This is a genomic window from Pseudomonas gregormendelii (assembly GCF_017114825.1).
Taxonomy (GTDB): domain Bacteria; phylum Pseudomonadota; class Gammaproteobacteria; order Pseudomonadales; family Pseudomonadaceae; genus Aquipseudomonas; species Aquipseudomonas gregormendelii.
Genome location: NZ_JADEVO010000022.1, coordinates 33,982 through 47,640, shown reverse-complemented (window position 1 = coordinate 47,640; position 13,659 = coordinate 33,982). Strand labels below are relative to the sequence as shown.

The window sequence follows — 13,659 nt, the reverse complement described above, 5'->3', positions numbered from 1 at the left end:
ATTCTCTCCGCAATCCTATCCAGTGCTGCATGGGCTTGCGCATTGCAACACGTGTCAGCGCCCGTGGCGACTCAGCCATTGCCCGGCCAGTTCACGAGCCTTGGCGTCTGCCGTAAATACGGCATCGAGATCCTCCACCGCAACCACCGGCTCAAGATTCAACACTTGTTCGATAATACTCGCGATTTCCAGATAACGAATCCTTCCGTCGAGAAACGCGGCTACCGCCACCTCATTTGCTGCATTGAGCATGGCCGGTGCACTGTTGCCGGCCTCGGCCGCCTGACGCGCCAGGCGCAGGCAGGGGAAACGCTCCTCATCAGGCGCCTGGAAGTCCAGGCGAGCGATCGCGAACAGGTCCAGCGGCGCCACACCCGAGTCAATGCGCTCCGGCCAGGCCAGGGCGTTGGCGATCGGCGTACGCATATCGGGATTGCCCAACTGCGCCAACACCGAACCGTCTATGTAATCGACCAGGGAATGTATGACACTTTGCGAGTGGATCACCACCTCGACCTGGGACGGCTTGGCGTCGAACAGCCAGCAGGCTTCGATCAGCTCAAGCCCCTTGTTCATCATGCTGGCCGAATCGACCGAAATCTTGCGCCCCATGGACCAGTTAGGATGAGCGCAGGCCTGCTCTGGCGTCACGTGTTGAAGCTCAGCCAGCGGCGTCTGGCGGAACGGACCACCGGAGGCCGTGAGCAAAATACGACGAACCCCGACCGAACCCAGGCCCTGGGCGAAATCCCGCGGCATGCACTGGAAGATCGCATTGTGCTCACTGTCGATTGGCAACAGTACCGAGCCGCTCTTGCGCACCGCCTGCATGAACAAGGCGCCGGACATTACCAGCGCTTCCTTGTTGGCCAGCAGGATCTTTTTGCCGGCCTCGACCGCCGCCAGGGTCGGGCGCAAGCCTGCCGCTCCGACGATGGCCGCCATCACCGCATCCACTTGCGGATCGGCTGCGACCTGGCACAAGCCCTCTTCGCCCACCAATACCTGCGTCGACAGGCCGGCCGCGCGCAACTCTTCCTGCAGGCGTCGACCGGCGTTGACTTCAGGCACCACGGCAAACCGTGGCGCATGGCGCACACACAAGGCCAGCAGCTCGCTCAGACGAGTGAACCCGCTGAGGGCAAACACCTGGAAGCGATCCGGGTGCCGGGCAATGACGTCAAGGGTGCTCAGGCCAATCGAGCCCGTAGCCCCCAGCACGGTAATCTGCTGTGGGCGACTCACGGTGCCGCCATCCACAACAGCACCGCAAACACCGGGATGGCCGCGGTCAGGCTGTCGATCCGATCCAGCACCCCACCGTGACCTGGCAGCAGGTTACTGCTGTCCTTGATCCCGGACTGGCGCTTGAACATGCTCTCAGTGAGGTCACCCACCACCGAGATGAATACGATCACCGCCGCACCGATCAAGCCCTTGAGCAGTTCTGCAACCGTCCAGTCGCGAACCAGCCCGACGAAAAACGTAATGACCAGCGCCAGCGCCAGGCCGCCGTAGACCCCTTCCCAGCTCTTGCCAGGACTGACCTGCGGCGCCAACTTGCGCCTGCCAAAGGCTCGACCGGAGAAATAAGCCCCGATATCCGCGCCCCACACCAGCACCATCACCGCCATGATCAGCCAGTTGCCCAGAGGCTCCTGCTTGATCAGGATCAGGCCTTGCCAGGCCGGAAGGAGAACCAGCAGGCCGATCACCAGCTTGCAGGCGGCGCTCGACCAATGACCGCTCGAACGCGGGTACGTCAGCACCAAATAGGTTGCAACGCCCCACCACAGCACCGCAGCGCCCAGGACCCAAGGCGCGAGCCCGGGCAATATATGCATGAAAAACAGCATAACCGCGACGGCCAGCGCGTAGCCGACACGAACTGGCTGGGCGGTAAAGCCCGCCAGGCGAGCCCACTCCCATGCGCCCAGGGTTACGACCAGGCCAATGAACAGCGCAAAGCCGGAGCCTTCCAGCAGGAAAAAGCCGCAAAGGGCGATCGGCAGCAGGATCAGTGCAGTGATGATTCGTTGTTTAAGCATTAAGCCCGGGCTCCAGCTTCGACTTGCTCGCTCGTTTTACCGAAGCGGCGCTGGCGCGAAGCGAAATCGGCCAGCGCTTTGCGCATGGCGTCGTGTTTGAAGTCCGGCCAGAACAGGTCGGAGAAGTACAACTCGGCGTAAGCCAGCTGCCACAGCAGGAAGTTGCTGATGCGGTGCTCGCCACCGGTGCGGATGCACAGGTCCGGCAGAGGCAGGTCGCCCGTCGACAGACACGTCTGCAGCAGCTCCGGCGTGATGTCCTCCGGACGCAGATGTCCGGCCTGGACTTCACGAGCCAGGCGTTGCGCGGCTTGAGCGATGTCCCACTGACCACCGTAATTGGCGGCGATCTGCAAGACCAGGCGATTGGCGCCCACCGTCATGGCTTCAGCCTCGCGCATGGCGGCCTGGAGTTCGGGATGGAAGCGCGAACGGTCGCCTATGATGCGCAAACTGATGTTGTTGTCGTTCAGGCGCTTGGCCTCGCGACGCAGCGCCTTGAAGAACAACTCCATCAAGGCACTGACCTCATCGGCCGGGCGCTGCCAGTTTTCGCTGGAGAACGCGAACAGGGTCAATACCTCGACCCCGGCCTCGGCACACACCTCGATCACAGCACGCACCGCATCGACGCCGGCCTTATGACCGGCGACACCGGGCAAAAAGCGCTTTTTCGCCCAGCGGTTGTTACCATCCATGATAATCGCGACATGGCGCGGCACCGCGAAGGGCGCAGTCTGCTTAGTCTTTTCCATGAAAACGCGACCCTTATACGGCCATCAGGTCCGCTTCTTTCTGCTTGGTCGCAGCGTCGATATCCGCCTCAGCCTTGTCGGTGAGCTTCTGGATATCGGCAGCGGCACGACGTTCTTCGTCTTCGCTGATTTCCTTGTCCTTCACCAGCTTCTTCAGGTCGCCAAGCGCATCGCGACGAATGTTGCGCACGGCAACACGAGCGTCTTCCGCAGCACTGCGAGCCTGCTTGGTGAAGCCCTTGCGGGTTTCCTCGGTCAGTGCCGGCATGGAGATCAGCAGCAGCTCGCCCAGGTTGGTCGGATTGAGGTTCAAACCGGCGCTCTGGATGGCCTTGTCGACTGCGGCGAGCATGTTGCGCTCGAACGCCACGACCTGCAGGGTACGGGAGTCTTTGACGGTCACGTTGGCGACGCCGCTCAACGGGGTGTCGGTACCGTAGTAAGGCACCATCACGCTGCCCAGAATGCTCGGGTGAGCCTTGCCGGTACGAATCTGTCCAAACGCGTGGGACAGAGACTCCAGGGATTTCTGCATGCGCGCTTGAGCGTCTTTCTTGATTTCGTTGATCATTGTTGGCCTTCCTCGATCAGGGTCCCTTCAGCGCCGCCATGCACGATATTCAGCAGGGCGCCGGGCTTGTTCATGTTAAAGACGCGCAATGGCATCTTGTGGTCGCGGCACAGGCAAATGGCCGTCAGATCCATTACACCCAGCTTGCGATCCAGCACTTCATCGTAAGTCAGATGATCGAACTTCTCGGCATGCGGGTCTTTGAATGGGTCGGCAGTGTAGACGCCATCGACCTTGGTCGCCTTAAGCACGACATCGGCATCGATTTCGATAGCACGCAAGCATGCCGCCGAATCCGTGGTAAAGAACGGATTGCCGGTACCGGCCGCGAAAATCACCACTTCCTTGGCGTTCAGGTGGCGCATGGCCTTGCGACGATCATAATGATCAGTCACACCTACCATGGAAATAGCCGACATCACGATGGCCGAGATATTGGCACGTTCCAGCGCGTCGCGCATGGCCAAGGCGTTCATCACAGTGGCCAGCATGCCCATGTGGTCGCCAGTTACCCGATCCATGCCGGCTGCGCTCAGCGCTGCACCGCGGAACAGGTTGCCACCGCCGATCACCAGACCGACCTGCACACCGATGCCAACCAGCTGGCCGACTTCCAGTGCCATGCGATCCAGAACTTTCGGATCGATCCCGAACTCTTCCGAGCCCATCAGGGCCTCGCCGCTAAGCTTGAGTAGAATGCGTTTATAGCGAGCCTGATAACCACTGCCCTGCTGAGCCATTGCGAATCTCTCCTGCGGCGTATTTTAAAAATTCTTTGCGAGCTGTTTACAGCTGGCGTTCACTCTAGCTTGGCGCTGCTTCAGCGCCATCGGAACATGGCTTTGTAAGCCAGTTCCAAAGGGAAACCAATTAAAAATTTGGCCCCCCATCTGAAAAGAGGCTGCGCGCGTGAGCGGGCAGCCTCTTCAGGGCGACAGTTGAAAACTGTCTTATTGCTTGGCGGCGGCCAGCTGGGCAGCAACTTCTTCAGCGAAGTTGTCGACCGGCTTCTCGATGCCTTCGCCTACCTTGAAGTAGGTGAAGGAAACGATTTCAGCACCGGCTTTCTTGGCCAGTTCGCCAACCTTGATTTCAGGGTTCTTGACGAACGCCTGCTCAACCAGGCTCGCTTCAGCCAGGAACTTGCTGATACGGCCTTTGACCATGTTTTCAACAATGTTCTCCGGCTTGCCGGCGATCTTGTCAGCGTTCAGGGTCAGGAACACGCCCTTCTCACGCTCTACTGCTTCAGCCGAAACTTCCGATGGCAGCAGGAATTCAGGGTTGGTCGCAGCTACGTGCATCGCGATGTCTTTAGCCAGCTCAACGTCGCCGCCTTTCAGAACAACCGCAACACCGATTTTGTTGCCGTGCAGGTAGCCACCAACAACATCACCTTCAACGCGAGCCAGGCGACGGATGTTGACGTTTTCGCCAACCTTGCCGACCAGTACCAGGCGATCAGCTTCTTGAGCTTCGATCAGCGGAGCAACGTCAGTCAGTTTGTCAGCGAACGCTTTTTCAACGCTGGATGCGACAAATGCCTTGAAGTCGTCCTGCAAAGCCAGGAAGTCGGTCTGCGAGTTCACTTCCAGCAGAACGGCCGACTTACCGTCTTCTTTCAGAGCGATAGCGCCTTCAGCAGCTACGTTGCCTGCTTTCTTGGCAGCCTTGATGGCGCCCGAAGCACGCATGTCATCAATGGCTTTTTCGATGTCGCCGCCGGCCTTGGTCAAGGCCTTTTTGCAATCCATCATGCCTTCGCCGGTGCGCTCGCGCAGTTCTTTGACCAACGCTGCAGTAATCTCTGCCATTTCAAAATCCTCTTGGATAGGTTTTCAACCATTCCACCCGAGCAAACGGGCGTTCAATTCTTCCCGAAGCCTTATTTGATAGCGGCTGCACATTACAAGGCTGCAACTGCGCTGCACACAAATGGTTTTCGAGGTGGCAAAAAGGGGGCCAAGCCCCCTTTTTGCTTACTGAGTCAACGCCAAGGCGTCAATTACTCAGCTGCAGCTACCGGAGCTTCTTCAACGAACTGCTCGGTGCCACCAGCAACGTGGTTGCGGCCACGGATTACAGCGTCAGCCATCGAACCCATGTACAGCTGGATAGCGCGGATTGCGTCATCGTTGCCTGGGATGATGTAGTCAACGCCTTCCGGGCTGCTGTTGGTATCGACTACGCCGATAACCGGGATACCCAGCTTGTTGGCTTCGGTGATCGCGATGCGCTCGTGATCAACGTCGATAACGAACAGAGCGTCTGGCAGACCGCCCATGTCCTTGATACCACCCAGGGAACGATCGAGCTTCTCAAGATCGCGAGTGCGCATCAGCGCTTCTTTCTTGGTCAGCTTGGCGAAAGTACCGTCTTCGGCTTGCACTTCAAGGTCACGCAGACGCTTGATGGAAGCACGGATGGTTTTGAAGTTGGTCAGCATGCCGCCCAACCAGCGGTGATCGACGTACGGCGAACCGCAACGTGCTGCTTCTTCAGCAACGATCTTGCCAGCGGAACGCTTGGTGCCGACGAACAGAATCTTGTTTTTGCCCTGGGCCAGGCGCTCTACGAAAGTCAGAGCTTCGTTGAACATTGGCAGGGTTTTTTCAAGGTTGATAATGTGAATCTTGTTACGCGCGCCGAAAATGTACCTACCCATTTTCGGGTTCCAGTAACGGGTCTGGTGACCGAAGTGCACACCGGCCTTCAGCATATCGCGCATGTTGACTTGGGACATGATAGTTCCTTAATAAGTCGGGTTTGGCCTCCACGTATCCCAATGACCAACCAGCAGCATCAGCTGAAGGCACCCAGGTCATCGTGTCGACACGTGTGTGGATTTAAGCCTATCGGGGTATCCCCGGAAAGCGGCGCATTTTATACCATAAGACTCGCAAAAACGGAACCCGGATTCTCAATTCCTGACGCACGCCTTTATCCGCGCCCCTGGAATCCCCCTGGAATGCGCCCATCTATATGAAGAAGCAATGCACAGAGCCTCAGATTTGCCCTGATCGTCTGGTAGAATCGCGTTTTTCAGGGCGGCGAAGATCGTTTGCGCACCGCCCATCTTGACTTAGTGAAGCGCCATCGAGCGCAGAGAGAGCCTGTATGACCGTCAACCTCAAGACACCAGAGGACATCGCAAAAATGCGTGTCGCCGGCAAACTGGCCGCCGATGTGCTGGAAATGATCGCCGAACATGTCAAACCGGGCGTCACCACCGAAGAACTGGACCGCATTTGCCATGACTACATCGTCAATGTGCAACAGGCCATTCCTGCGCCGCTGAATTATAAAGGCTACCCGAAGTCAATCTGCACCTCGATCAACCATGTGGTCTGCCATGGCATTCCCAACGAGAAACCATTGAAGAATGGCGACACGTTGAACATCGACGTGACCGTGATCAAGGACGGCTATCACGGCGACACCAGCCGCATGTTCCACGTCGGCACCGTACCGGTCTGGGCCGAGCGTTTGTCCCAGGTCACCCAGGAATGCATGTACAAGGCTATCGAAATCGTCAAACCGGGCTGCCGCCTGGGCGACATTGGCGAAGTGATCCAGAAGCACGCTGAAAAGAACGGTTTTTCGGTGGTTCGCGAGTTCTGCGGCCACGGCATCGGCAAAGTGTTTCACGAAGAGCCGCAGATCCTGCACTACGGTCGTGCCGGCACCGGCATGGAGCTCAAGGCGGGCATGACCTTCACCATTGAGCCTATGATCAACCAGGGCAAGGCCGACACCAAGGTGCTGGGCGACGGCTGGACTGCCATTACCAAGGACCGCAAGCTCTCCGCGCAATGGGAACACACCCTGGTCGTGACCGAGACTGGCTACGAGATTTTCACCCTGCGCGCCGATGACACCATCCCTCGCGTTTCGGCCTGATTCAACCCGCGCAGCTCCCCGTCCATAGAAAGGAAAGCCAATCGATGCCGCAGGTGGATCCAGAACTCTTCGACCGCGGCCAGTTCCAGGCTGAACTGGCCCTGAAGGCGAGCCCCATTGCCGCCTTCAAGAAGGCCATTCGCCAGGCCCGCGAAGTGCTCGACGGGCGCTTTCGCAGCGGCCGCGACATTCGGCGCCTGATCGAGGATCGCGCCTGGTTCGTCGATAACATCCTGCAAAAGGCCTGGGAACAATTCGACTGGAGCGAAGACGCCGACATCGCACTGGTGGCGGTCGGCGGCTACGGTCGCGGCGAGCTGCACCCTTATTCCGACATCGACCTGCTGGTCCTGCTGGACAGCGCCGATCACGAAGTTTTCCGCGATTCCATCGAGCGCTTTCTTACGCTGTTGTGGGACATTGGCCTGGAAGTCGGCCAAAGCGTTCGCTCGGTGGACGAATGCGCCATTGAAGCCCGCGCCGATCTGACGGTTGTCACCAACCTGATGGAAAGCCGCACCATCAGTGGCCCCGAGCGTCTTCGCCAGCGCATGCTCGACGTCACCAGCACCGCGCACATGTGGCCCAGCAAAGACTTCTTCCTGGCCAAGCGCGCTGAACAGAAGGCCCGCCACCACAAGTACAACGACACTGAATACAACCTGGAACCCAACGTCAAAGGCTCGCCCGGCGGCCTGCGGGACATCCAGACGATTCTGTGGGTGGCCCGGCGCGAGTACGGCACCTTGAACCTGCGGGCGCTGGCAGGCGAAGGCTTCCTGGTTGAAAGCGAAAATGCCCTGCTGGCCTCGTCCCAGGAGTTCCTGTGGAAGGTGCGCTACGCCCTGCACATGCTCGCCGGTCGCTCCGAAGACCGCCTGCTGTTCGATCACCAGCGCACGATTGCCGGGCTGCTGGGTTTTGAAGGCGATGATGCCAAGCAAGCCATCGAAAACTTCATGCAGCAGTACTACCGGGTGGTCATGAGCATCGCCCAGCTCAGCGACCTGATCATCCAGCATTTCGAGGAAGTCATCCTCGCCCCGGAAGACGAAGCGCCGCCACAGCCGATCAACTCGCGGTTCCAGTTGCACGACGGCTACATCGAGGCGCGCAACGACAACGTGTTCCGCCGCACCCCGTTCGCCATGCTGGAAATCTTTGTTTTGATGGCCCAGCAGCCGGAAATCAAGGGCGTGCGCGCCGATACCATTCGCCTGCTGCGCGAGCACCGTCACCTGATCGACGATGAGTTTCGCAACGACATTCGCAACACCAGCCTGTTCATCGAGCTTTTCAAGTGCAAGATCGGCATTCATCGCAACCTGCGCCGAATGAACCGCTACGGCATCCTCGGGCGCTACCTGCCTGAGTTCGGCTTTATCGTCGGGCAAATGCAGCACGACCTGTTCCACATCTATACGGTCGACGCCCACACCCTGAATCTGATCAAGCACTTGCGTAAGCTGCAGTACACCCAGGTGTCGGAGAAATTCCCGCTGGCCAGCAAGCTCATGGCCAAGCTGCCCAAACCTGAATTGATCTACCTGGCCGGCCTGTATCACGATATCGGCAAAGGCCGGCACGGCGACCACTCGGAAATCGGCGCAGTCGATGCCGAGGCGTTCTGCCAGCGCCACCAGTTGCCGGTGTGGGACAGCCGCCTGATCGTCTGGCTGGTGCAGAATCACCTGGTGATGTCGACCACTGCCCAGCGCAAGGACCTGTCGGACCCGCAAGTGATCCATGACTTCGCGCAGATCATCGGAGACGAAACCCATCTCGACTATCTATACGTGCTGACCGTGGCGGACATCAACGCCACCAACCCGACGCTGTGGAACTCCTGGCGCGCCAGCCTGCTGCGCCAGCTCTACACCGAGACCAAGCGGGCCCTGCGCCGCGGCCTGGAAAACCCGGTGGACCGCGAGGAGCAGATTCGCCAGACCCAAAGTGCTGCCCTGGACATCCTGGTGCGCGGCGGGACCGATCCGGACGACGTCGAGCAGCTATGGGCGCAACTGGGGGATGACTACTTCCTGCGCCACACCGCTGGCGACGTGGCCTGGCACAGCGACGCGATCCTCCAGCAGCCGGCTGACGGCGGGCCACTGGTGCTGATCAAGGAAACCACACAGCGCGAATTCGAGGGCGGTACCCAGATCTTCATCTATGCCCCCGACCAGCACGACTTTTTTGCCGTGACCGTGGCGGCAATGGACCAGCTCAACCTGAACATCCACGACGCAAGGGTCATCACCTCGAGCAGCCAGTTCACCCTCGACACCTACATCGTGCTCGATACAGATGGCGACTCGATTGGCGACAACCCGACCCGGGTCAAGCAGATCCGCGAAGGCCTGACCGAGGCGCTGCGCAACCCGGACGACTACCCGACCATCATTCAGCGCCGGGTACCGCGCCAGCTCAAGCATTTCGCGTTCGCGCCCCAGGTGACGATCCACAACGACGCCCAGCGCCCGGTGACCGTGCTGGAACTCAGCGCCCCGGACCGCCCGGGCCTGCTGGCACGCATCGGGACCATCTTCCTTGAGTTCGACCTGTCATTGCAGAACGCGAAAATCGCCACCCTGGGCGAGCGCGTGGAAGACGTGTTCTTCATCACCGATGCGAACAATCAGCCTTTGTCCGACCCGTTGCTGTGCAGCCGCTTGCAGGATGCGATCGTCGAGCAATTGACCGTCAACCAGGAATCCGAAATAAAGCTGTCGCGACTCACTATCTGAATTATCCCCCCCTGTGGGAGCGAGCCCGCTCGCGATGGCGTCCGTCCATTCAACATCGCCAATGACTGACACAACGCTATCGCGAGCAGGCTCACTCCTACATTGAATGAGGCCCCCATGAACAACGCCCTGACCCAGTTGCAGCCCTACCCGTTCGAGAAGCTCCGCGCCCTGCTCGGCAGCGTCACGCCAAACCCGGACAAGCGCGCTATCGCCCTGTCCATCGGCGAGCCCAAGCACCGCTCGCCCGCCTTTGTTGCTCAAGCACTGGCAAGCAATCTGGATCAGATGGCCGTGTACCCGACCACCCTCGGCATTGCCGCATTGCGCGAAGCCATCGCTGCCTGGTGCGAACGACGCTTCAGCGTTCCGAACGGCTGGCTCGACCCGGCGCGCAACGTGCTGCCGGTCAACGGCACTCGAGAAGCGCTGTTCGCTTTCACCCAGACGGTGGTCAATCGTGCCGATGACGCGCTGGTGGTCAGCCCGAACCCGTTCTACCAGATCTACGAAGGTGCGGCGTTCCTGGCAGGCGCCAAGCCGCACTACCTGCCGTGCCTTGATGCCAATGGCTTCAATCCGGACTTCGACGCAGTTTCGCCAGATATCTGGAAACGCTGCCAGATCCTGTTCCTGTGCTCGCCGGGCAACCCCACTGGCGCACTGATTCCAGTCGAAACCCTGAAAAAGCTGATCGCCCTGGCCGACGAGTACGACTTCGTGATCGCCGCCGACGAGTGCTACAGCGAGCTGTACTTCGACGAACAGACCCCACCCGCCGGTTTGCTCAGCGCCTGCGTGGAACTGGGTCGCCAGGACTTCAAGCGCTGCGTGGTGTTTCACAGCCTGTCCAAGCGTTCCAACCTGCCAGGCCTGCGCTCGGGCTTCGTGGCCGGTGACGCCGACATCCTCAAGGGCTTTTTGCTGTATCGCACCTACCACGGCTGTGCGATGCCTGTGCAGACTCAGCTGGCCAGCGTAGCCGCATGGAATGACGAAGTGCACGTGCGCGCCAACCGCGACCTGTACCGCGAGAAATACGACGCCGTGCTGGCAATCCTCAGCCCGGGGCTGGACGTGCAGCGTCCGGACGGCGGTTTCTACCTGTGGCCGAACGTTGAAGGTGATGACGAGGCGTTTTGCCGCGACCTGTACGCGGAAGAACATGTGACGGTGGTGCCGGGCTCCTACCTGTCCCGCGAAGTCGACGGGTTCAACCCCGGGGCTGGGCGCGTGCGCCTGGCACTGGTTGCGCCGCTGGCCGAGTGCGTCGAGGCCGCTGAACGTATCCGCGCGTTCATCCAACGCCGCAGCTAAGCGCCGCCCCCCCGGTAGGAGCTGCCGAAGGCTGCGATCTTTTGGCGTCTTCAAGGACGCTGAAAGTCAAAAGATCGCAGCCTTCGGCAGCTCCTACCGGGCGGGTCACCATTACTTCACCTGCCCCAAATTGGCCTCGCTCAAATCCAGCTCCGCCAACACCTCACGCAGTACGTCATCGCCAATCTGGTGATGACGGCTGAGGCTATACAGTTCCAGTCGCTGCGCCCGCAATGCTTTCAAGCGCATGCGCCGCTCCAGCAAGTCCATCTGGAACGCCAGTGCCTGGGCTTCCGCCGAATCGTTGAACACCTCCAGCTGATGCCGGTATTCGGACATGATCCGCGCCTTGAGCTCGGCGGCGAGTGCTGCCTGCGCCGCGTCCTGCGGCTTGGCTTCTTCGGCTTCGAGCGCATGAATTGCCGCCTCGGCGGTCTTGCGCCAGGCCTCACGCACTTCATTGCGCCGCTTGTCGTCGGGGCTTTTTTCGATGCCACGCAGGAGCAACGGCAGCGCAATACACGCCGCAATCAGTGACAGCAGGATCACCCCGGCCGCGATGAATATCAGCAAGTCACGCTCGGGGAATGCCACGCCACCCATCAACATCGGCACCGACAACACACCCGCCAGCGTCACCGCCCCGCGTACGCCGCCAACGGTCAGTAACCAGCACGAGCGCGCAGTCGGAACCTGCGTCATTTCATCCTTGCCGCGCCAGCGGCGCAGCAGGCCCGACAAGCGCCAGATGCTTTGCACCCACACGAACCGCAACACCAACAGCACCAGAAAGATTGCCAGCACATCCAGGCAGCGGTAGAGCAAGGTCGGCCATAACGAGGTTTCATGACTGGCAACTGCCTTGATGATGTCCGGCAGCTGCAAGCCCAGCAGCAGGAAAATCAAACCGTTGAAAGCGAACTCCAGCAGCGACCAGACGCTGCGATTGAGCAGTCGGGTACTGGTCTGGCGCGGCAGCAGGTCGAGCCAACTCTGCATCATCCCTGCCGCCACCGCCGACAGGATGCCCGATGCTCCCAGGCGCTCGGCCAGTACGTAGGCGGCGAAGGGCAGCAACAGCATAAACACCACGTGGGTCGCGGGGTCATCCCAGCCGCGCGCGATCATCCAGGAGCGCAGGCGCCCGACCAGCCAGCTCAGCGCAACCCCGACCGCCAGCCCGCCGACCGCTACCAGGACGAATGTCAGGCTCGCATTGGCCAGGGAGAACACACCGGTGACAGCGGCAGCCAAGGCAAATTTGAACGTCACCAGGCCTGAGGCGTCGTTCATCAGTGCCTCGCCCTGCAACATGTGCATCAATGGCGTCGGCAGCCTGTTCTGCGAAATCGCCGACACCGCCACGGCATCTGTAGGCGACAAGACCGCCGCCAGCGCGAACGCCACCGGCAAGGGAATGCTTGGCAATAACCAATGAATGAAATAACCGGCGCCCACCACAGTGAACAACACCAGGCCCACTGCCAGCGTCAGGATCGGCCCCCGCAGGCGCCATAGCTCGCGCTTGGGCATCCGCCAGCCATCGGAAAACAACAAAGGCGGCAAAAACAGAAATAGAAACAATTCAGGGTCCAGTGCCACATGCAACCCCAGCGTCGGCCAGGCCAGCAGGGCTCCGGCGCAAATCTGCACCAGCGGCAATGGCAGCGGGATAACCCGCCCCACCAGACGGGAGACACTGACCAGCATGAGCAGGATCAGGACGGTGTAGGCGGTTTGCATAAAGCGTTTTCCCAGGCAATCGACAGCATTGAAGTGCCATATTAGCGGTTTAGACTGCGGGCTGGCCGTTACACCTATGTCGCATCGCGGGTATCAAACTGCCTCACTCCCACAGGTTTACGCGCTAACCGCAAGGTCATGGCATAATCCTTCACCTTTTTTTTCCAGCACCTGTAAAGGGGGCAATTCCTTGACCGTTTCAAGTAAAACCTTGCACCTTTTCGGCATCAAAGCTTGCGACACCATGAAAAAGGCGCGCACCTGGCTTGATGAACACGCTGTCAGCTACGACTTCCACGATTACAAAACGGCCGGAATTGACCGTGAACACCTGACCCAGTGGTGTAACGAGCATGGCTGGCAAGTGGTGTTGAACCGCGCAGGCACGACCTTTCGCAAACTCGAAGACGAACGCAAAGCCGATCTCGACCAATCGAAAGCCATCGAATTGATGCTCGCGCAACCCTCGATGATCAAGCGCCCTGTGCTCGATCTCGGTGACCGAACCCTGATTGGCTTCAAGCCAGATATTTACGCGGCAGCGCTCAAGTAAGCCAGCCCGTTCAATTTTGTTAGAG

Annotated in this window: 12 protein-coding genes; 4 read left to right on the top strand and 8 right to left on the bottom strand. The window is 59.8% G+C overall.

Annotation, left to right across the window (positions count from 1 at the left end; genetic code table 11):
- Window positions 1–54: 54 nt before the first annotated feature.
- The 7 genes from ispC to rpsB form a co-directional block, all read right to left on the bottom strand.
- A complete protein-coding gene (gene ispC / locus IMW75_RS16230) occupies window positions 55–1,245 on the bottom strand; it encodes a 1-deoxy-D-xylulose-5-phosphate reductoisomerase (protein WP_045060153.1) in 1,191 nt (396 codons plus the stop codon).
- Window positions 1,242–2,048 (bottom strand): phosphatidate cytidylyltransferase, encoded by an 807-nt coding sequence (locus tag IMW75_RS16225; protein ID WP_205893169.1) that lies wholly within the window; start codon window positions 2,046–2,048, stop codon window positions 1,242–1,244. The genes ispC and IMW75_RS16225 overlap by 4 nt, the downstream gene beginning before the upstream one ends.
- Window positions 2,048–2,803, bottom strand: coding sequence for a polyprenyl diphosphate synthase (uppS, locus tag IMW75_RS16220; protein ID WP_045060131.1), 756 nt, complete (start codon window positions 2,801–2,803; stop codon window positions 2,048–2,050). Before uppS ends, IMW75_RS16225 begins: the two co-directional genes overlap by 1 nt.
- Window positions 2,804–2,816: 13 nt before the next feature.
- A complete protein-coding gene (gene frr / locus IMW75_RS16215) occupies window positions 2,817–3,374 on the bottom strand; it encodes a ribosome recycling factor (protein ID WP_045060130.1) in 558 nt (185 codons plus the stop codon).
- Complete coding sequence (pyrH, locus tag IMW75_RS16210) at window positions 3,371–4,114, bottom strand: UMP kinase (protein ID WP_003172271.1); 744 nt, start codon at window positions 4,112–4,114, stop codon at window positions 3,371–3,373. The genes frr and pyrH overlap by 4 nt, the downstream gene beginning before the upstream one ends.
- A 210-nt stretch (window positions 4,115–4,324) precedes the next feature.
- Entirely contained in the window at window positions 4,325–5,188 is an 864-nt protein-coding gene (gene tsf / locus IMW75_RS16205) for a translation elongation factor Ts (protein ID WP_028622556.1), read from the bottom strand.
- Window positions 5,189–5,379: 191 nt separating this feature from the next.
- Window positions 5,380–6,117 (bottom strand): 30S ribosomal protein S2, encoded by a 738-nt coding sequence (rpsB, locus tag IMW75_RS16200; protein ID WP_205893168.1) that lies wholly within the window; start codon window positions 6,115–6,117, stop codon window positions 5,380–5,382.
- Between the two features lie 374 nt (window positions 6,118–6,491).
- Between rpsB and map the strand changes: the two genes are divergently transcribed.
- The 3 genes from map to dapC all read left to right on the top strand — a co-directional run bounded on the left by map (window position 6,492) and on the right by dapC (window position 11,338).
- A complete protein-coding gene (gene map, locus IMW75_RS16195) occupies window positions 6,492–7,274 on the top strand; it encodes a type I methionyl aminopeptidase (protein WP_045060129.1) in 783 nt (260 codons plus the stop codon).
- Window positions 7,275–7,318: 44 nt separating this feature from the next.
- On the top strand, window positions 7,319–10,021 hold the full coding sequence (locus IMW75_RS16190) for a [protein-PII] uridylyltransferase (RefSeq protein WP_205893167.1): 2,703 nt from the start codon (window positions 7,319–7,321) through the stop codon (window positions 10,019–10,021).
- A 117-nt stretch (window positions 10,022–10,138) separates the two neighbouring features.
- A complete protein-coding gene (dapC, locus tag IMW75_RS16185) occupies window positions 10,139–11,338 on the top strand; it encodes a succinyldiaminopimelate transaminase (protein ID WP_205893166.1) in 1,200 nt (399 codons plus the stop codon).
- A gap of 111 nt (window positions 11,339–11,449) precedes the next feature.
- Here the strand turns inward: dapC and IMW75_RS16180 are convergent, their stop codons facing one another.
- Window positions 11,450–13,081 (bottom strand): Na+/H+ antiporter, encoded by a 1,632-nt coding sequence (locus IMW75_RS16180; RefSeq protein ID WP_205893165.1) that lies wholly within the window; start codon window positions 13,079–13,081, stop codon window positions 11,450–11,452.
- Window positions 13,082–13,271: 190 nt separating this feature from the next.
- Between IMW75_RS16180 and IMW75_RS16175 the strand changes: the two genes are divergently transcribed.
- The gene (locus IMW75_RS16175) at window positions 13,272–13,634 is read left to right on the top strand and encodes an ArsC family reductase (RefSeq protein ID WP_045060125.1); all 363 of its coding nucleotides are present in this window, start codon (window positions 13,272–13,274) and stop codon (window positions 13,632–13,634) included.
- Window positions 13,635–13,659: the final 25 nt, after the last annotated feature.